Annotated in this window: 16 protein-coding genes and 4 pseudogenes; 13 read left to right on the forward strand and 7 right to left on the reverse strand. The window is 70.4% G+C overall.

The window, feature by feature from the left end:
* Positions 1-13: 13 nt before the first annotated feature.
* Positions 14-829: an ABC transporter permease gene (locus ACFWPT_RS11665; RefSeq protein WP_380481386.1), complete on the forward strand. Its 816-nt coding sequence runs from the start codon at positions 14-16 to the stop codon at positions 827-829.
* A 139-nt stretch (positions 830-968) separates the two neighbouring features.
* Here the strand turns inward: ACFWPT_RS11665 and ACFWPT_RS11670 are convergent, their stop codons facing one another.
* A complete protein-coding gene (locus tag ACFWPT_RS11670; RefSeq protein WP_380368661.1) occupies positions 969-3,023 on the reverse strand; it encodes a transglycosylase domain-containing protein in 2,055 nt (684 codons plus the stop codon).
* Positions 3,024-3,486: 463 nt separating this feature from the next.
* Between ACFWPT_RS11670 and ACFWPT_RS11675 the strand changes: the two genes are divergently transcribed.
* The 3 genes from ACFWPT_RS11675 (at position 3,487) to ACFWPT_RS11685 (ending at position 6,117) form a co-directional block, all read left to right on the forward strand.
* Positions 3,487-3,690: a cold-shock protein gene (locus ACFWPT_RS11675; protein WP_030918248.1), complete on the forward strand. Its 204-nt coding sequence runs from the start codon at positions 3,487-3,489 to the stop codon at positions 3,688-3,690.
* 372 nt (positions 3,691-4,062) lie between these two features.
* Positions 4,063-5,616: a DEAD/DEAH box helicase gene (locus tag ACFWPT_RS11680; RefSeq protein WP_380368664.1), complete on the forward strand. Its 1,554-nt coding sequence runs from the start codon at positions 4,063-4,065 to the stop codon at positions 5,614-5,616.
* 120 nt (positions 5,617-5,736) lie between these two features.
* Positions 5,737-6,117 carry a CBS domain-containing protein gene (locus ACFWPT_RS11685; RefSeq protein ID WP_380481389.1) on the forward strand — a complete coding sequence of 127 codons (381 nt, stop codon included), beginning with the start codon at positions 5,737-5,739 and terminating at the stop codon, positions 6,115-6,117.
* Here ACFWPT_RS11685 and ACFWPT_RS11690 read toward each other — a convergent pair.
* Positions 6,107-6,697 carry a TetR/AcrR family transcriptional regulator gene (locus ACFWPT_RS11690; protein ID WP_380481391.1) on the reverse strand — a complete coding sequence of 197 codons (591 nt, stop codon included), beginning with the start codon at positions 6,695-6,697 and terminating at the stop codon, positions 6,107-6,109. The two genes, ACFWPT_RS11685 and ACFWPT_RS11690, sit on opposite strands and share 11 nt — an antisense overlap.
* Before the next feature lie 146 nt (positions 6,698-6,843).
* Between ACFWPT_RS11690 and ACFWPT_RS11695 the strand changes: the two are divergent.
* Positions 6,844-7,547: pseudogene (locus ACFWPT_RS11695) on the forward strand (amidase family protein).
* A 92-nt stretch (positions 7,548-7,639) separates the two neighbouring features.
* Here the strand turns inward: ACFWPT_RS11695 and ACFWPT_RS11700 are convergent.
* The 4 genes and pseudogenes from ACFWPT_RS11700 to ACFWPT_RS11715 form a co-directional block, all read right to left on the reverse strand.
* Positions 7,640-7,729, reverse strand: a pseudogene (locus ACFWPT_RS11700) (NUDIX hydrolase); the annotation flags it as partial.
* Between the two features lie 147 nt (positions 7,730-7,876).
* Positions 7,877-8,221, reverse strand: coding sequence for a hypothetical protein (locus ACFWPT_RS11705; RefSeq protein WP_380481393.1), 345 nt, complete (start codon positions 8,219-8,221; stop codon positions 7,877-7,879).
* A gap of 32 nt (positions 8,222-8,253) precedes the next feature.
* Positions 8,254-8,829: a GNAT family N-acetyltransferase gene (locus ACFWPT_RS11710; protein ID WP_380481395.1), complete on the reverse strand. Its 576-nt coding sequence runs from the start codon at positions 8,827-8,829 to the stop codon at positions 8,254-8,256.
* Between the two features lie 23 nt (positions 8,830-8,852).
* Positions 8,853-10,388 (reverse strand): hypothetical protein, encoded by a 1,536-nt coding sequence (locus tag ACFWPT_RS11715; protein WP_380481397.1) that lies wholly within the window; start codon positions 10,386-10,388, stop codon positions 8,853-8,855.
* A gap of 252 nt (positions 10,389-10,640) precedes the next feature.
* Between ACFWPT_RS11715 and ACFWPT_RS11720 the strand changes: the two genes are divergently transcribed.
* The 6 genes from ACFWPT_RS11720 (at position 10,641) to alaS (ending at position 17,103) form a co-directional block, all read left to right on the forward strand.
* A complete protein-coding gene (locus tag ACFWPT_RS11720) occupies positions 10,641-11,474 on the forward strand; it encodes an aspartyl/asparaginyl beta-hydroxylase domain-containing protein (protein WP_380481399.1) in 834 nt (277 codons plus the stop codon).
* 55 nt (positions 11,475-11,529) lie between these two features.
* A complete protein-coding gene (locus tag ACFWPT_RS11725) occupies positions 11,530-12,402 on the forward strand; it encodes a hypothetical protein (protein ID WP_380481401.1) in 873 nt (290 codons plus the stop codon).
* Positions 12,399-12,998: an LOG family protein gene (locus tag ACFWPT_RS11730; RefSeq protein WP_380481403.1), complete on the forward strand. Its 600-nt coding sequence runs from the start codon at positions 12,399-12,401 to the stop codon at positions 12,996-12,998. The genes ACFWPT_RS11725 and ACFWPT_RS11730 overlap by 4 nt, the downstream gene beginning before the upstream one ends.
* The gene (locus tag ACFWPT_RS11735; RefSeq protein ID WP_380481406.1) at positions 12,995-13,546 is read left to right on the forward strand and encodes an orotate phosphoribosyltransferase; all 552 of its coding nucleotides are present in this window, start codon (positions 12,995-12,997) and stop codon (positions 13,544-13,546) included. Before ACFWPT_RS11730 ends, ACFWPT_RS11735 begins: the two co-directional genes overlap by 4 nt.
* A complete protein-coding gene (locus tag ACFWPT_RS11740; protein WP_380481408.1) occupies positions 13,543-14,289 on the forward strand; it encodes an HAD family hydrolase in 747 nt (248 codons plus the stop codon). Before ACFWPT_RS11735 ends, ACFWPT_RS11740 begins: the two co-directional genes overlap by 4 nt.
* 162 nt (positions 14,290-14,451) lie before the next feature.
* On the forward strand, positions 14,452-17,103 hold the full coding sequence (alaS, locus tag ACFWPT_RS11745; RefSeq protein WP_380481410.1) for an alanine--tRNA ligase: 2,652 nt from the start codon (positions 14,452-14,454) through the stop codon (positions 17,101-17,103).
* A gap of 79 nt (positions 17,104-17,182) precedes the next feature.
* On the opposite strand, the gene ACFWPT_RS11750 is transcribed toward alaS, so the two are convergent.
* A complete protein-coding gene (locus ACFWPT_RS11750) occupies positions 17,183-17,647 on the reverse strand; it encodes a GNAT family N-acetyltransferase (protein WP_380481412.1) in 465 nt (154 codons plus the stop codon).
* A 186-nt stretch (positions 17,648-17,833) separates the two neighbouring features.
* Between ACFWPT_RS11750 and ACFWPT_RS11755 the strand changes: the two are divergent.
* Both ACFWPT_RS11755 and ACFWPT_RS11760 read left to right on the forward strand, forming a co-directional pair.
* Positions 17,834-18,007, forward strand: a pseudogene (locus ACFWPT_RS11755) (NUDIX domain-containing protein); the annotation flags it as partial.
* Positions 18,008-18,079: 72 nt separating this feature from the next.
* Positions 18,080-18,199 (forward strand): annotated as a pseudogene (locus ACFWPT_RS11760) (NUDIX domain-containing protein); the annotation flags it as partial.
* Positions 18,200-18,633: the final 434 nt, after the last annotated feature.

The raw sequence follows: 18,633 nt of genomic DNA on the forward strand, positions 1-18,633 counted from the left end.
GGCCGAGGCCCTGATGCAACTCTCCCGCGGTGCCCGGATCCTGCTCCGGACGGCGACGGCCCTGGGGTTCGCCGTCATCTACGCCCCGCTGCTGCTGGTCCTGGTGAACTCCTTCAACGCCTCGCGCTCCTTCGCCTGGCCGCCGTCCGGCTTCAGCACCCGCTGGTGGACGGCCGCCTGGCAGGAGACCGGGCTGCGCGAGGCGCTGGCCACGTCGCTGAAGGCCGGGCTCGGAGCCACCGGGGTGGCGCTGGTCCTGGGCACCATGGCGGCCTTCGCCGCGACCCGGTACCGGTTCTTCGGCCGGCAGTCGGTCTCCTTCCTGCTGATCCTGCCGATCGCCCTGCCCGGCATCGTCACCGGCATCGCGCTCAACGCCGCGTTCCGCACCGTGCTGACCCCGCTCGGGGTGGGCTTCGGCCTGTTCACCGTGGTCGTCGGGCACGCCACCTTCTGCATCGTGGTGGTGTTCAACAACGTGTCGGCTCGGCTGCGGCGCATCGCGCCGTCGGTCGAGGAGGCGTCGGCGGACCTCGGGGCGGACACCTTCCAGACCTTCTGGCACGTCACGCTGCCGGCCGTGCGCGGCGCGCTGCTCGCCGGGGCGCTGCTGGCCTTCGCGCTCTCCTTCGACGAGATCGTGGTGACCACCTTCACCGCGGGCCCCGGCACCCGGACGCTGCCGCTGTGGATCTTCGAGAACCTGGCCCGGCCCAACCAGGGCCCGGTGGTGGATGTCGTGGCCTCGGTGCTGATCGTCCTGGCCGTCCTGCCGGTCTACCTGGCGCAGCGCCTGTCCGGCGAGCCGCTGGAGGGACACGGCCTCTGAGCGGCCCCCGGCCGCAGGCGCTCGCGGGGGGGCGCCGGGCGCCGGGACCGCGCCGGGCACCAGGGCCGCGCCGGATTCCGTCGGCGCGGCCCCGCTCAGGACGAGCACGCCCAGAACGAGCCCGCTCGGGACGAGCCCGCTAAGGCAGCTGTACCGGGGTGAAGGTGCCCGCCGGGGTGTCGGCGAGGGCGCCGTTCATGGCGTCGCGCCAGATCGGGCCGGCCAGGGTGCCGCCGAAGGCCTGGCCCACGACGGTGCCGCCGATGCGCTGGCCGTCCAGGGGCTTGGGGTTGTCGGTGTCGCTGACGACGGTGGCGCCGGCCATCTCGGGGGTGTAGCCGACGAACCAGACCTGGCGACTCGCGTCGGTGGTGCCGGTCTTGCCGGCGCTGTCGCGGCTGCTGAGGCCGGCGGTCTGGCCGGTGCCGTCCTCGACGACGCCCTTGAGCATCGCGGTGACGGTGTCGGCGGTGGTGGTCGACATCACGGCGGAGCAGTTCGCCTGCGGCACCGCGAGCTGCTTGCCGTCGGGGCCGGTCACCGAGGCGATGGCGGTCGGCGCGCAGTAGGTGCCGTGGGCGGCGAAGGCCGCGTAGACGCCGGCCATCTCCAGCGGGGTCAGGTCGTTGCTGCCGAGCGTCATCGACGGGACGACCTGGAGCTTCTCGCCGCCCGCCTGCTGGGTGATGCCGAGCTTGTTGGTCATCTGGGCGACGTTGCACAGCCCGGCGTCGCCCTCCAGCTTGGCGAAGTAGGTGTTGACGGACTGCGCCATGGCCGTCTTCATGTCGAACTGGCCGGTGAGGCTCTGGCTGTCGTTGTGCACCTGCCCGGCGGAGGGGAACCGGCCGCCGGAGCAGTCCGTCATCGCCGGCCACGGGATGCTGTAGTCGGTGGTGTAGCTCTGGCTCGGCGAGATGCCGTTCTCCAGGGCCGCCGCGGCGACGATCGGTTTGAACGTCGAGCCGGTCGGGAAGCCGAGCCCGCCGCCCATGGCCTTGCCGACGTTGTAGTTGATCTGGGTCTGGTGCTGCTTGCCGTCGACGCCGTACGGGCGGCTCTGGCCCATCGCGAGGATCTTGCCGGTGCCCGGCTCGACGATGCTCATCGCGGTCGCGGCCTGGTCGCCGGCGTTCACGTGGGCGGTGACGGAGGCGTAGAGCGAGGCCTGGGCCTTGGGGTCGAGGGTGGTGTGGATCTGGAGGCCGCCGCGCTTCCACACCGCCTGCCGTTCGGCCGCCGACTTGCCGAAGGCCGGGTCGGTGAGCACCGTCTGGCGCACGTAGTCGCAGAAGAAGCCCTCGCCCTGCTTGGCCAGGATGCAGCCCTGCTGCGGCGCCTGGACGTTGAGCCCGAGCGGGGTCGCGATGGCCTGCTGGGCCTGGTCCTTGGTGATGTGCCCGTACTCGGCCATCTTGCGCAGCACGGTGTCGCGCCGGTCCTTCGCCGCGGTCGGGTTGACCGTCGGGTCGTAGCCGGTGGGCGACTGCACCAGGCCGGCGAGCAGCGCGGCCTGCGGCAGGGTGAGGTCCTTGGCGTGCACGCCGAAGTAGCGCCGCGCTGCCGACTCGATGCCGTAGGCCTTCTCGCCGAAGAAGGTGATGTTCAGGTAGTTGGTGAGGATCTGGTCCTTGCTCAGGGTCTCCTCGACCTTGATCGCGTACTTCAGTTCCTGGATCTTGCGGCCGACGGTCTGGCGCTGCGCCTCGGCCACCTTCTGCGGGTCGTCGCCCGCCTCGTCGACGAAGACGTTCTTCACGTACTGCTGGGTCAGGGTGGACGCGCCCTGCGCGGTGCCGCCGGAGGTGGCGTTCTTGTCCAGGGCGCGCAGCACGCCCTTGAGGTCGATCGCGCCGTGCTCGTAGAAGCGGTTGTCCTCGACGTCGACGAGTGCGGTCTTCACCAGCGGGGATATCTGGTCCGCCGGGACGACGGTGCGGTCGCGGTCGTACACGGTGGCGATCGTGCCGCCCTGCGCGTCGAGGATCGTCGAGGCCTGTGAGAGCGCCGGGGTCTTGAAGTCGTCGGGCAGGCTCTGGAAGTCGTCGGCCGCCGACCGGGCGCCGAGCCCGGCGGCCGCCACCGCGGGCAGGGCTATGCCCGCCGCCACGATCCCGGCGATCACGCTCACCCCGATCAGCCGCGTTCCGTGCCCCAGTTTCCGCATCTCCATCGCCTCCCGCTTCTCCGCCATGTCGTGCGCGACGTTACGTGCGCGTCATGAGGAACTCCTTGGGAGGCGGACCCCGCCGTGTCACAGCCCTGTGACAGTCCGCCGCTCGCCTCGGGTTCTGGCGGTTGTCGCGACACCCCGTCCAGCCCAGCTCCGGCGAACTCCGCGAAGTCCGTCATCCGAGGCGGCGGAATTGACACTTCCTGCCGTTGGCGCCGGAGAGGGCAAGGGCGGTCTTTCCGAATCCGGCAGCCCCGGGGGGAGGCTCCCGCGAAACCCGGGGCGACAAATTCGCCCGTGGCGGGCCCGAGCCTGCTAGAGTCGTACGAGTTGCAGTAGTGGTTCCCATGGACTTTGTGTGCGCCTGCTGATGTTTTGCAGGCGCATTTTTGTTTCCCGGCTCTTCCCCGGGTGGGTGCTCATCGCGGCGACTCGGAGCCTGCATGGTGCGGGCTTCGGACAGCCCTTGAAGGAGATTATTTTTATGGCTAATGGCACCGTGAAGTGGTTCAACGCGGAAAAGGGCTTCGGCTTCATCGAGCAGGAGGGTGGCGGCCCGGACGTCTTCGCCCACTACTCGAACATCAACGCCAACGGCTTCCGTGAGCTGCTCGAGGGCCAGAAGGTCGAGTTCGACGTCACGCAGGGCCAGAAGGGCCCGCAGGCCGAGAACATTCGCCCGCTGTAGTTTTTCTGCCACGGCACCCGCCTAGCAGCGAGGGGCCCGCACCGCGTACATGTTGCCCGGTGCGGGCCCCTCGGCATTGCGTCACGGACGCATTCCCGGCCGCTCAGGCCCCCTGGCTCCGCCACCGGCGGCCATCCCCACGCGAGACCCACAGCTCCGCGTCCGGATCGGCGCCCTGCCGTGACAGCTCACGGTTCGAGGTCGTTCGCTCCCGCCCCTCCCGGGTGAGCGCCGACCGTAGGTGACGTGCCGCACGGTTCTACCGTCCACGCTCCGCCCGTCACACTTCCGGCCCGTTCCCTTGCGGTCTCCGTCGGCGCCCCGCGCCACGGGGCCTTCCTCGTGACGCGCCGCCTTGAGGAAGGTTTCCACGTGAACCGCTCCAGTCGCTCCTCGTACCAGAACGCCAACTCCCGCTCCGGCGCAGGCTCCCGATCCGCCGCAGGCTCCCGCTCCGGCGGCAGTTCCTTCTACGGCTCCCGTCCGGCCGGCGGCCGGCGCTCCTCCGACCGGGGCCGCCGCCAGGACTCCTCCCCGCAGGGCGAGTTCGCGATGCCGGTGAGCACCACTCCCGCCCTGCCGGCCGTCGAGTCCTTCGCCGAACTGGACATGCCCGCAGCCCTGTTGAAGACGCTGACCCGCCAGGGCGTCACCTCGCCGTTCCCCATCCAGGCCGCGACGCTGCCGAACTCCCTGGCCGGCCGCGACGTGCTCGGCCGGGGCCGCACCGGCTCCGGCAAGACCATCGCCTTCGGTCTCGCCGTCCTGGCCCGCACCGCGGGGCAGCGGGCCGAACCCCGCCGCCCGTTGGCCCTGGTGCTGGTCCCCACCCGCGAGCTCGCGCAGCAGGTCACCGAGGCGCTCACCCCCTACGCCCACTCCGTGCGCCTGCGGATGGCGACCGTGGTCGGCGGGATGTCGATCGGCCGCCAGGCGCAGGTGCTGAACCGCGGGGCGGAGGTCGTGGTGGCCACCCCCGGCCGGCTCAAGGACCTGATCCAGCGCGGCGACTGCCAGCTGGACGGGGTCGGCGTCACCGTCCTCGACGAGGCCGACCAGATGGCCGACATGGGCTTCCTGCCCCAGGTCACCGAGCTCCTCGAACAGGTCGCCGAAGGCTGCCAGACCATGCTGTTCTCCGCCACCCTGGACCGCAACGTCGACCGCCTCGTGCGGCACTTCCTGAACGACCCGGTCACCCACTCGGTGGACCCGTCCGCAGCAGCGGTCAGCACCATGGAGCACCACGTGCTGCACGTGCAGAACCACGACAAGAACGCCACGATCGCCCACATCGCCTCCCGCGACGGCGGGGTGATCATGTTCACCGACACCCGGGACCGCGCCGACGCGCTGGTCGAGGACCTGCTCGCCAACGGGGTCAAGGCCGCGGCCCTGCACGGCGGCAAGTCCCAGCCCCAGCGCAACCGCACCCTGGAGCAGTTCCGCACCGGCCAGGTCACCGCGCTGATCGCCACCAACGTCGCCGCCCGGGGCATCCACATCGACGGCCTCGACCTGGTCGTCAACCTCGACCCGCCGAGCGACCACAAGGACTACCTCCACCGGGGCGGCCGCACCGCCCGGGCCGGCGAGTCCGGCACCGTCGTCACCCTCGTCCTGCCCAGCCAGCGCCGCCAGATGGCCCGGATGATGACCACCGCCGGCATCACCCCCGTCACCACCAGGGTCCTCGCCGGCGACGAGGACCTGACCCGCATCACCGGCGCCCGCGTCCCCACCGGTGTGCCCGTGGTCATCGCCGACCCCGTCGTCGAGCGTCCGCGCCGCAGCGCGGCCACGAACCGCGGCCGCCGCGGACGCCCCGCCCCCACCGGAGGCGACACCCGCGCGGCCTCCGGGCGCGACAACCAGGGCTCCTCGGGCCGTCGCCGGGCGCCCAGGCGCGTCACCCTCGCCGCGTAGCACCCCGGAGCGGGCCCGGTTCACCATGCGGACCGGGCCCGCTCAGCCGCTCCCAGGCCTCCCCAGTCCCTCCCAGCCCTCCGCGGCACCCCGGCAGCAGCGACACGAAGGAGCCCGCCCATGACCATCGCCCCCGGACACCCCGCAAGCACCGCCACGGTCGGCGACCTCATGAAACGCCCGGAACTGCAGATCAGCGACGACGTCATGGTCGACACCGCGATGGACGTCCTGCAGAGCTCCGGAAGCGACCACCTGCTCGTCCGCGACGACGACGGCCGCTGCGCCGGGCTGCTGACCCGCCTGCACCTCGCGCCGTTCCAGGCCCGGTCCTGGTACACCGAGCGCACTCCGGTGCGCGACATCGTCCTCGACCGCGCCCCGTTCGCCACCGCCGACATGCCCGCCACCACGGCGGCCACCACCATGCGCGCCCGCGGCCTGGACGCGTGGCCGGTGGTGGACCACGACGGCCACGCCATCGGCCTGCTCAGCTTCTAGACACGATCCCCTCGACGATCCTCATCAGGCGCTCCCCCGCCTGGTCGACGCTGCCGTTCTGCGCGCAGACCTGCGCCCCTTCGAGCACGAAGGTGATCTCGGCTGCGGCCTGCGCCGGGTCGGGCAGCCGCGCCTCGGCGCACATGGCGACCAGCCTGCGCAGTTGGTGGGCCTTGTGCTCCTCGATGACCTGCCGCGCCGGGTCGGAGCGGTCGGGCAGTTCGGCGATGGAGTTGATGAACGGACAGCCCCGGTGCGAGATGGCCGGCAGCCCCTCGGCGATGAAGCGGGCCAGGCCCAGGATCTGCTCCCCGGGCCGGCCGGGGTGCTCGGCCTCGACCCGGTCGAAGGCCGCCTGGTAGTCGGCGGCGACGATCCGCAGCCACTCCGCGACCAGTGCGTCCTTGGTCTCGAAGTGCCGGTAGATCGCCATCTTGGTGGTCTCGGCCTTCTCGGCGATCGCCTGGACGCCCACCCGCCGGATCCCCTCGCTCTGGAAGAGCTCTTCCGCCGCGTCGAGGATGCGCTCACGCGGCGGCAGCTTGGCCACCCTGCTCGGCCTTCTGGTGCTCGATGTCATGACTGCTCCGTGACGTCCGGTCGGCGGTTCCGAGGGGCCTTCCCACTCGCCTTCCCGCTTCCGCCACGATACCAAGCAGCACCATACGATACCGTTCGGTATCGTCAGATGCTGACCGGTATCGCTCTTTCCGCTGGGAGTGACAAGTGAGGATTGCCGAATACACGAGCTTCGACGCGGTCGGGCTCGCCGAGCTGGTGGCCGACGGCGAGGTGACCCCCGCCGAACTGGAAGCCGTCGCCCGAGGGGCCGCGCAGGCAGTCGATCCGCAGCTCAACGCCATCGTGGAGACCTGGCCCACCGACGACGCGCCCAGCCCGGGCAGCGCGCCGCTGGCCGGGGTCCCCTTCCTGATCAAGGACATCGGAGTCGCCATGGCCGGGCGGCGCATGGAGCTGGGCAGCCGTCTCGCGGCCGCACCAGCTACCACTACGGGCAGCAGGTCAGCGGCGCCCAGTTCGTCGCCGCGTTCGAGGTCCGCAACCGGGTCGCCCGCAGCCTGGCACGGCACTTCGACGCGTACGACACCCTGCTCACCCCGACCCTGCCGGAGCTCCCCCCGCTCCTGAACACCTACACCGAGGGCGGGGAGACGCTGGACGGCCTCGGCTGGATCGACCGCCTCCTCGACCGCTCGCCGTTCACCGCGGCGTTCAACGTGGCCGGCACGCCCGCCATGTCCGTACCACTGACGGCCGACACCGGGACGGGACTCCCGATCGGCATGCAGTTCGCCGCCGGGTACGGCCGCGAAGGCCGCCTCTTCCGCCTCGCCGGGCAACTCGAACAAGCGAGCCCGTGGTCGCACCGCACGCCCCCCGTCTGGGCGGGAAACACCCCGGGCCGCTGACGAACGCCCTGGGGAACCGGGTCGTGTGACCGCACAGAAAGCGGCTCAGACGAGCACGACCCGGCGCCCCCGCGTGTGGCCGGCGTGGCTGTCGATGTGCGCCGCCGCAACATCAGCACGCGACCTTCGCGGACCACGATCGCGGCGGCGATGCCCGGGGGCTCGTGAGTGGTCGGGTTCACGTCGGCTCCTCAAGGGGCGGATAGAACGGGTGACTGATCGTGGAGGCGTCTCCGAAGCAACTCGGCGATGTCCGAGGACGCTGCTCGGCGAGACCAGCACCGTGACCGCCCTCGCTGAGTCAGTGACGCAGAGGGCGGCCCTGGAATTCATGTGCGACGCAGGAACCTGCGGGGGCCGCGATGACGTCCCGCACGCCGGCCTTCCGCTGTTTCCAAATCTGTCGCTGGACCGGGCTGGCCTGGTTCGTCGTTGAGAACGATCGACTGCCAGACCCGCTCTTGGAGTTCCTGGATGCAGGGCCCGCAGGCGTACATCGCCGCCTGGGCGCCGGCCAAGCTCGCCGGGCCGATCCACAGCACGCGTGTCCGCTGCTGACCGCAGTAGAGCCAGCAGACGCCGTCGACCCAGTGGTTGCCGTCGTCCATGGCGGCCGGAGCGGGCAGGCCGCCACGGACGAAGTCGGCGATCCCGGGTATCACCTGGTGGGGCACTGCCGGGTCCGTAAGCACACGTTCCCCCAAGGTCAGCTTCCGTCGGCAGCGGCGGTCTCCACCCCGTCGATCGGCGACCACTCCTGTTCCAGGATCGAGTAGGTGATCGAGTCGCGCCACGCGCCTCGGACGAAGACGTGATCGCGGATACGGCCGTCCTCGGTCATCCCGGCCCGGAGGAGAGTCCGCGCCGAAGCCTCGTTGAGTGGCGAGCGGGCTGCCCAGACACGGTGCAGGCCAAGCCTGTTGAACGCCAGCGCGCACAGCAGATGGACGGTCTCCGCGCCCAGCCCCCGCCCCCACACGGCGGGGTGCAGGGCGAAGCCGATGGTGGCCGCCTGCTGGGGCTCGGTCGCCAGGCGGGCGTAGCCGATCAGGTCGTGCTGGCCGAGTCGGGTGACGGCTAGGCAGTACTCCGTCCTCGGGCTGTCCTTCGCCGACGCGATCGAGCGGTCGGTGATCAGCTGGACCTGGTCCAGGGTGCGCGGCTCGAAGCTGAGATGCCGAGTGGCCTCCGGGTCGCCGTAGATGGCCAGAAGGGCGTCGGCATCCCCGGGTTCGACTTCGCGCAGTGCCAGGCGAGGGCCGGCCAGGTGGACTGAGGTCATGGCTTCGGAGCCTACCGGCGTGGTCACCGGATGAGGACCGACGTCGGGGTGGCGGTGAAGGCTTCGATCTCCTCGCGCAGGTTGACGACCGCTCCTCCATCTCGGCGGCTGTCGGCGCGCAGCGCGCTGTGGACGCGCTGGGCACTGCTGGTGATGCCGAAGTTCCTTTGCTCAAAGGGGAGATCGAGTACCGGACGAACAGCCTCGGCTGCGCCCTCGAACTCGCCGCGGGCGATGCGGGCGAGCGCGAGGTCGGTCTGGGCGCCGGCCTCGTCGCCGAAGGCCCACTCGTCCTCGGCGGCGTTGCGGTACGCGGTGACGGCGGCCTCCGACTGGCTCTCGCCGAGCGCGGGGTCCTCGCCCAGGTGCACGGTGGCCTCGGCGACGTAGTAGAGCTGTCGGGGCACCGGGAAGGTCATGATGCCGCCGAAGCCGTCGAGGTCGTCGAGCTGGACCGTCGCGCGGGCGTCCTCCGCTCGCTGGATGGCAGCGCGCGTGGCCTCGCCGTCGCCGAGCAGGGCGTTGGCGCGAGCGGACAGACAGGCGAGCCACACGCTCGTGGTGCCGCGAACGCTGCCGGCAGCGGACTGCCCGAGCGCGGCGTAGTCTGCGGCTTCACCCGGGCGGCCGGCCCAGTAGGCGATGAGCGACTGCAACGAGCGGATCCAGGCGCGCATCGCGTGGTGGTCGGCGTTGTCGGCGCACACGTAGGCGGTGCGGGCCTGCATCATCGCGGCGCTCGGGTTGCCCAGGTCGTGGCTGGCCTTGGCGAGCATCCCCGAGGTGATCCCGGCGAGGAGGTACAGCTCGCGGGCCTGCAGGGGCTTGACCCTGCCGTGCTCCAGCAACCGGAAGGTGAGGTCCTGGACCTCGACCAGGTCGCCGAGGAGAGTGGGGAGGGCTAGCCGGGGATAGGCAGCGGTCAGCCGCCGCACCTCGTCATGGATCTGCCCCAGCGTCTCCGGGCCGACACTGCTGCCCTCCGCCATCGCGGTGAACCGAAGCGCACGACGAGCTGCCATCACAACCTGCCTTTCCAATTCCGTGGTGCCCGCGTCGAGGCGGGTCTCGATGCCGAACGGGTCACCAGCAGGCGACACGCGCGCCTGCTCGGACGAGAGGAGGACGGGGGCCAGCCGTGGCGGTGGGACGAAGAACGATGGCGCGACGGCTTCCGGACCCGGATTCGCCGGGGCGGGCGCCAGGAGGAGGTCGACGCTGACTCCGAACATGGCCTCAAGAACCCGGCACAGGTCCGGATACGGCCGTGTCTTGACCGCGCCGCCGTACCAGCGTTCGAACTGGCGCTTGGAGACCGACAGTCCCTCCAGTCGAGGGTCGTCGTCCTCCCGTGCCAGCCGGTTGGCCGTTGCTTCGAACCGGAGCCGGAAGGTCTCGTGTACCTGCCAGTGCCGCTGTAGCGTCAACACCCTCAACAGCGTTGGATCTTGAGCCACAGCAGATCCTCTCCGATCCCCGTTCGTCTGTTCTGACGATAGCCCTGGCAGCTCGACAGGAAACCCCTTCAGGCGCCGCCCGACCGAGATGACGGCGGCCATGACGGCAGTCATGACGCGCAACGACGCAAGCCCCTCGCTCCGCCCGCGAACGGCGGCGGCCAGAAGACGGCAGCGGCGTCGTATCGAAGCCCCTCGGCGCGCCGCCATCCTGAGCACTCCTTCGCTTTCCGTGCATTCCTGACAGCGAAGCGTGAGATCAGCTGCTGAGACCAGCAGCCCCCGAGAACACCCACGTCGAGCACCACGTGGACCCGGCCTACCGAGCAGCAGGTCGGCGACGGGAGGGAACTGATGGACAACACCTTGACCACCCTGGCCGGGCAGATCGCCCAACTGGACGCGGTGGATCCCGCACAGCTCGAACGGATTCGCCACGAGGCCCTGACTGCGCGGGCCCCCTGGAAGGCGGAGTACAGCGCCTACCAGTCGGGCGGCTGGTGGACGACCTCGCTCATGAACGCCTCCGGCGACGCCGGCGACGTGACGATCGGCGACTGCACCGCCCAGCCGACCGCGCTCCTCGGACAGATGCCGGCCACCGCCGCTCTGCTGGCCGAGCTGGGCCTGAACTACATGTGGGTGCGCCTGGCCCGCCTGGAGGCCAACGCCTTCCTCTGGGAACACCGCGACTACGACGAACTGGACCAGGTCGAACGGCACCGGCTGCACATCCCGCTGCACACCAACTCCTCCGCGTTCCTGGTCACCGGCGGCACGAAGGTGCACATGACCGGCGGCCGGATCTGGCGGCTGACGCCGACCTACGCGCACGGGGTGTGCAACCTGCTCGGCCCCGACCGCATCCACCTGATCGCCGACGTGTACGCCGACGACGTCTACCGGCGGCTCGCGCGGCGCCCGTCCCTCCACCCTGCGGCTGCGGAACCGCTGCCCACCGCCGACGAAACGATGCTCGCCGAACGGCTGGAGGCCGCCCGCGGCATGGCCGCGCTTGGCTACACCGACGCGGCCGAACGCTTGCTGCTGCGACTGTTCTACGCGTACGCCCTGCCCGAGGGCACGGTCTACGACCTGATCGCCGAACTGCACACCTCGCTCGGCGACATGGAGGCCGCGACGCGCTGGACGGTGGCCAAGCGGCGCCTCCTTGCCCTCACGCCCTGACCGGCGGCTCACCTCGTACTGTCCACCCCCGCCGGAATCCGAACGGAGGACGCGCATGCCCACCCTGCAACTGGCCGAGCTCACCCAGGCCAACCGCCCGACCCAGCTCCCGCTCCTGGCGAAGCTCGCCGACATCCTGGCCACCTCCCCGGCCGTCACCCACCTGATGGTCCGCGGGTCACTGGCCCACGGCACCGCCGACCGCCTCTCCGACGTCGACTTCGTCGTCGGCGTCCATGACGCCCGGCTGCCCGCCTTCGCCGAGGCCCTGAACGACCTCATGTCCATCGAGGCCGGCGCCCTGCTGCCCGGCTGGCGCGACACGATCGTCGCCGACCTCGGCGGGGTCGGGACGGTCTTCCTCATCCCGGATGAGGGCAGGCTGCACCAGATCGACCTCTACCTCGCGCCTGCGTCCCGCATCCCCCACCTGCAGGCGACGGTCGCCACAGCCCCGCTCCTCGACCGCCGGCCCGCACCTGCCGCCCCGGAAGCGGTCGCGCTGGCCGAGCGCTTCGCCGCCGAGTTCCTCGCCCGGCCGCACTCGTGCACCGAGCTGCTGATCGAGCACCTGGTGCTGGCCGTACTGCTCCACAAGCGCATCAAGCGCGGCCAGCGGTTCGTCGCCTACTCCGAGTGGCACAGGCTGCACACCGCGACGAAGGACCTCATCAAGACCGCCCTCGCACCGGCCTCCCGGTACTGGGGCTGGTACCAGCTCCGCGAGGAGATCGCCGTCACCCCGATCGGCCGGGCCTGCCTGGGCGACCTGGACGCGGCGATCAGCGGGCCGGCGATCCCGCTGGCCGCGGACGTCGACTCGGCGATCGAGCGGATGCTCGCTCTGGTGAACCGCACCTGCCCGGAAGCACTCGACGGACTGCGCGACGCCGTCGCCGCCTACCGCACCTACCTGGAGCTGGTGTGAACGCGCTTCACCTCTCGGGCCCGGCGACCAGCCGGGCCCGAGAGGGCCTCACCGCCGTCTTCTTCGGAGGAGTCGTCCCCGCTTCCGAAGCGGAGGAGAAGCTGGCCGAGGAGATCGGCCGGGCCCTGGCCCAAGCCGGGTACTCCCTTCTCCACGGCGGCTACAACGGGCTGATGGAGGCTGCCGCCCGCGGGGCCTCCTCGCAGGGAGCCACGGTCACCGCGGTCACGCTGATCGGTAAGCACGACGAGTGGGGAGCGTTCAACCCGCACGCCACCTCGTCGGTCCACCTGCCCGACCTCGGTACCCGTCTCAACCACTACCTGGAACACGCCGACCTGGTCGTTGCGATGGGCGGTGGCGTCGGCACCCTGCACGAGCTGACCGCCGCCCTCTACTACGCGACCACCGTCCGCCCCATGCCGGTGCATCTCGCCGGACCCACCGCCCTTCGCCTGCTCGCGTTCCTGCGCGAGGAGAAGTGGCTCTTCGAGACTCCCACCCGACCGCTCGGATTCCTCACGGCCACCGAGTCCGCTGACGCCTTCTGCGCTCAGCTCGCCGCCCTCGATACGGCCCCGATCGGAGGAGCATGACCACCAGCACACCGCTGGCCGGCCTCGCCGTCAGGCTCGCCGAAACCGCTTGCGTCAACGCCTCGTTCAAGCTCGCCAACGGTACCCAGCTCGATGCCTACTTCGACGAGTACCGCCTCGCCGCCGACCCGACGCTCCTGCGCGACACCGCAGCCGCCATGGCCAACCTCGTTCCCGACGACGCCCAGGTCCTGGCCGGCATCGAACTCGGCGGCGTCCCCCTCGTCGTCGCTCTGTCCGCTGCCACCGGCCTGCCCGCCGTCTTCCTGCGCCGCCAGCCCAAGCGCTACGGCTCCCACCGCCAGATCGAAGGCGCCGCCATTGACGGCCGTCGAACCGTCCTCGTCGACGACGTTGTTCGCTCCGGCGGCCAACTGCTCAATATGGCCCGGATCTTGCGGATATCAGGAGCCCCCGTCGCCGACGCTCTGTGTGTGCTGGAGCGCCCGCTCGGTGGACGCATGCTGCTGGCCGACCAGCGGGTCACCCTGCACAGCCTGCTCACCGAGGCCGACCTGCCCTCGCCCAGGAACGGAGATCCGGCGTGAGGCGAGTCGCACTCTTCGACGTCGACGGCGTACTCGTCGACAGCAAGGCTGCCCAACTCACCGCCCTGGCAGGGTTCGCGACCTCCGCACTCGGCCGCCGCGTCAGTGTCGCGGACCTCCCGTCGTGGGCCGCGACCGCCCCGCGAGCGCAGGTGCTGGCCGAGCTGGGCCTGTACGGAGCGATCAACGAGGACGGCTGGGATGCGGCCACCGCCACTGCCAGCCTCGACGCCGTCGTCTTCCCATTCGTCAGGGACACCTTGAAGAAGCTCCGGGCCGAGGGCCTGGCCACCGGCATCGTCACCCGGCGGGACCACCGCCGGCTGGGCTGGCTGCTGCCGATGGACATCCTCGACCTGATGGAGACCGCGGTCTGTTACGAGGATGCGACGCCCAAGCCCGCGCCCGACGGCCTCCATCTCGCCCTCCACCGACTCGGCATTGCTCCCAGCGCCGCCGTCTTCGTCGGGGACACGGACGCGGACATCTACGCCGCCAGAGCGGCGGGCGTCACCTCCGTGGGTGCGGGCTGGGGCTTCACCGAGCCCGAGGCGCTCGCAGGCTTCGGAGCAGACCTGGTCCTGCTCGACCCTGCCGAGCTCACCGACGTAGTGTTCGCCCTGCTGCACGCGGGTAATCCGACAGGAACTGCAAGCGATCTTGACGTCAGATCAGTTACGCTGGCCGGAGAAGTTGGTGGTGCAGCACACACAGGATCAACGCGTGGGCTGCGCCACCAGTGAGCAGTGGGCAACGGATCTGGAGTCATGGTCTACACCGTGGGGGCGCGAGCTATCTGCGTCGAGCTGGAGAACTGAGAACTTCTCAGTCCCTGTTCTCGGCCCGGCTCGGCGTGTGATCACCCCCCCACCTCTCCACGACTCTTCCGTGAGGGCCATACCGCCATGCGCTCGACGCAGATCCGCTCCACCTTCCTGGACTTCTTCACCTCGCGCGGCCACCGCCACGTCCCGTCCAGCCCGCTCATCCCCTCCGACCCGACCCTGCTGCTGGCCAACGCCGGGATGAACCAGTTCAAGCCCTACTTCCTGGGCGAGGTCACCCCGGAGTTCGCCCGCGCCACCAGCATCCAGAAGTGCGCCCGTACCTCCGACATCGACAACGTCGGCCGCACCAACCGGCACGCCACCTTCTTCGAGATGCTCGGCAACTTCTCCTTCGGTGACTACTTCAAGGCCGACGCCATCGCCTACGCCTGGGAACTCCTCACCCAGGGCTACAACTTGGAGAAGAACCGGCTCTGGGTCACCGTCTACCAGGACGACGACGAGGCCGAGCAGCTCTGGCGCAAGATCGGCGTCCCCGCCGAGCGCATCCAACGCCTGGGCATGGACGACAACTTCTGGTCCATGGGCGTCCCCGGACCCTGCGGACCCTCCTCCGAACTCCACTACGACCGAGGCCCCGCCTTCGGCCCCGAAGGCGGCCCCGCCGTCGACGGCGAGCGCTTCATGGAGATCTGGAACCTCGTCTTCATGCAGTCCCAGCGCGGTGAAGGCGACGGAAAGGACGACTTCCCGATCCTCGGCGACCTCGCCCAGCAGAGCATCGACACCGGCCTCGGCCTCGACCGCCTCGCCGCGATCCTCCAGGGCGTCGAGAACGTCTGCACCACCGACCTGCTCCTGCCGACCCTCAAGACGGTCCAGGAACTCGCTGGCCGCGACTACCCCGGCAGCGGTGAGGAGAAGGTCTCCTTCCAGGTCGTCACCGAGCACGCCCGCTCCATCGCCTTCCTCATCGCCGACGGCGTCCTGCCCGCCAAGGACGGACGCGGCTACATCCTGCGCCGCCTCATGCGTCGGGCGATCCGCCACGCCCGCCTGCTCGGAATCGACCAGGACGTCCTCGCGCCGACCACCAGCAGCCTGATCGCCAACCTCAGCGCCGTCTGGACCGAACTCTCCGACCAGGCCGCCCTCATCGAGCAGGTCGTCACCGCCGAGGAGGAGTCGTTCACCCGCACCCTCACACAGGGCACCCGGCTGCTGAACGCCGCGATCACCCGTACCCGCAAGACCCGCTCCAGCATCTTGCCCGGCGAGACCGCCTTCGAACTGGCCGACACCTTCGGGTTCCCCCTGGAACTGACCGTCGAGGCAGCCCACGACGCCGGACTGGCGGTCGACGAGGACCGCTTCGCCACCCTGCTGGACGAGCAGAAGAAGCGTGCCAAGGCCGGCGGCAAGGCCAAGACCACCGAAGCCCTGCGCAAGCAGGACACCTACCGCGAGCTGTCCGCCCACCTGCCCCGCACCGACTTCCTGGGCTACGACCACCTCACGGCAGAGGTCACCGTCCTGGGCCTGATCTCCGACGGCGCCGTCACCACCGCCCCCGAAGGCGCCAACGTCGAACTCGTCCTCGACCGCTCCCCGTTCTACGCCGAGGCCGGCGGCCAGATCGGCGACACCGGCACCCTGCGCACCACCGACGGCACGCTGTTGCGGATCACCGACACCCGATATGGCCTGGAAGGCTTCCGCGTCCACAGCGCCCGCGTGATCGAAGGCGAGATCCGCACCGGAGCGAGCGGCGAAGCCACCGTCGACGCCGACCGCCGCAAGGGCCTCATGCGCTCCCACTCGGCCACTCACATCCTGCACGCCGTCGTCCGCGCCACCCTCGGCGACCACGCCCGCCAGCAAGGATCCCTCGTCGAACCCGACCGGCTCCGCTTCGACTTCGCCCACTTCTCCGCCCTCAACCCCGACCAGCTCGCCGAGATCGAAGCCGCCGTCAACGCCCACGTCCTCGACGACCCGGGCGTCCGGGCCTGGTACGCCGACCGCGTCGAAGCCGAGGCCGCCGGCGCCATCGCCCTGTTCGGCGAGAAGTACGGCGACACCGTGCGCATCATCGACATCGGCGACTTCTCCCGCGAGCTGTGCGGCGGAACCCACGTCGGCCACGGCTCCCAGGTCGGTGCCTTCCGCCTGCTCAGCGAGTCCTCGGTCGGCTCCAACCTCCGCCGCATCGAAGCCCTCACCGGCCACGGGACCCTCCGCCACCACAACACCGAACGCCGACTGCTCGAAGAGGTCTCCACACTCCTCGGCACACGCCCCACGGATGCCCCCGAGGCCCTGCACAAGCGCCTCGACGCCATGGCCATCACACAGCGGGAACTCGTCCGCCTGCGCGAGGCCGAACTACGGAACCAGGCCGGACAACTCGCCGAGGGCTCCCGCCAAGTACCCGGAGGCTGGATCGTCTCGCAGCGGGTCACGGGGCTGGGGGCGGATGACCTCCGCGTCCTCGCCGCCGGCACAGCCGACCGCCTCCGCAACGACCGCGCCGTGGTCGTTCTCGGGACCGACCACGACGGCAAAGCCCTGCTCGTCGCCGCCATCACGCCTAGTCTTCTCAGCGACGGAGCCGAGGCCAGCCAGATCCTTGCGGGTGCTGCCCGCGCCGTAGGCGGCGGAACAGGCGGCAAGGGGCCAGTCGCCAACGCCGGAGGCCGCCGCGTCGAAGCCCTGGACGAGGCCCTCAGCATCGCTGTCCAGGCGGCGACCCGCGTCCTCAACGAGTAGACGTCCGCGTGCATGAGCATGCTGTGGGCGGCGGGCCCGGCGCGGAGCCGCCGCCCAGTGCATGCCTCCGCCACCACGATCAGCGGACCAGCAGGTCTTTCACCAGGACAACGCTTTCGTAGTTGGTGACGTCCCACCGCCACGTGCCCACCGGGACGTAGCCACGCCGGCGGTACCAGCCGACCAGCTCGCTCGCCTGGGACGACGTGTCGATCACTATCTGTCCGCAACCCGACGCGGCAATCCGCTCCTCCGCGAGCGCCAGCAGCCACTGACCCAGCCCGGTGCCCCGCCGCGACGGCTCCACCGCCAGCTGCCAGAACGACCCCGCGCCCGCCGGAGCCGGGTATCCCTCCGGGGCCGCGAAAGGAGCCGCCACCGTCACCGTCGCCACCATCGCGTCCCCCTGGAACGCCACCCAGCACTCACCCTTGCCCAGGCGGTAGGCCGTGTCCTGCGCGGACTGGTACGAGGCAAAGAAGACCCGCCCAGCGGCGGCGTGATCGGCGTATGCGAGATGCAGCAGGCGGGTCAGCTGCTCCACCGAGTCCCCTACGGCGAATCGCCGCACGGTGCCGAGGCCAAAGGGGCGCTCTCGGGCCGCCGGATCAGTCGATCGAAAAGTCACAGCAACAGTGTCGGCCGAACGCTGACCTACGGCCTGCTGGGTGATCGATGCTTCGGCCAGGACTTAGGTGGTAACCCAGCGTGGACCACTTCAGTCGTTGCCATGAGCGACTCCGACGCGCCTGAGGTCGTTGCCCAGCCGCGCACCGCCGCCGGCGTGCTGTTCTTCGACGAAGCTGACCGCGTGCTCCTGGTGAAGCCCACGTACAAGCCGGGATGGGAGATCCCGGGCGGTTACCTCCACCCCGGTGAGACTCCGAGCGAAGGCGCGGCCCGGGAGGTCAAGGAGCTCCGGCATGGTAGGACCGAGTACCTCAACGACCCCGACGCGCCGAAGGCCAACACCCTTATCCCCGCCAGCAACCTGCTCGTCGTCGACCACACCGGCGCCATCCTGCTCCAACGCCGCCGCGACACCGGCCAGTGGGCCCTGCCCGGTGGAGCCCAGGACATCGGGGAGACCGCCGCCTAGTTGTACTGGCCCCTGAGGTAGGGACTGCTTCCTGAAGTCTTCGGCCTCCTCGTCGTTCGCCCAACAGGGGCCGTCCAGCAGATAGGGGGAGTTCGGGAGCCCCGCGGGTCGTGACAGCATCGACGTGCAGCCGGGAAGCCCGGGCGCCGACCGCCTCCAGGACGGCCCCGACACGTGCCAGATCCGTGCCGGAACGGGTGGAGAACAGTGGACAGCAGCGGTCTGCGCCGGGCCCCGAAGGACTGGTCGGGCCAGCATCCATGCAGGTCAGGGCAATGCCGGTGAGTTAGGGCGTTTCCGCAGGTAGAGCGCATGGCGGTGGCCGATTTGGGCGGATAGCCCGCTGTCGGCATGGGGAATTTCACCACGATCTGATGGTCCGCAGATGATCTCGGGACACGGCAACGGAGCCCCCGGTAAGACAGAAGATC

The organism is Kitasatospora sp. NPDC058478, assembly GCF_042720345.1.
Lineage (GTDB): Bacteria > Actinomycetota > Actinomycetes > Streptomycetales > Streptomycetaceae > Kitasatospora.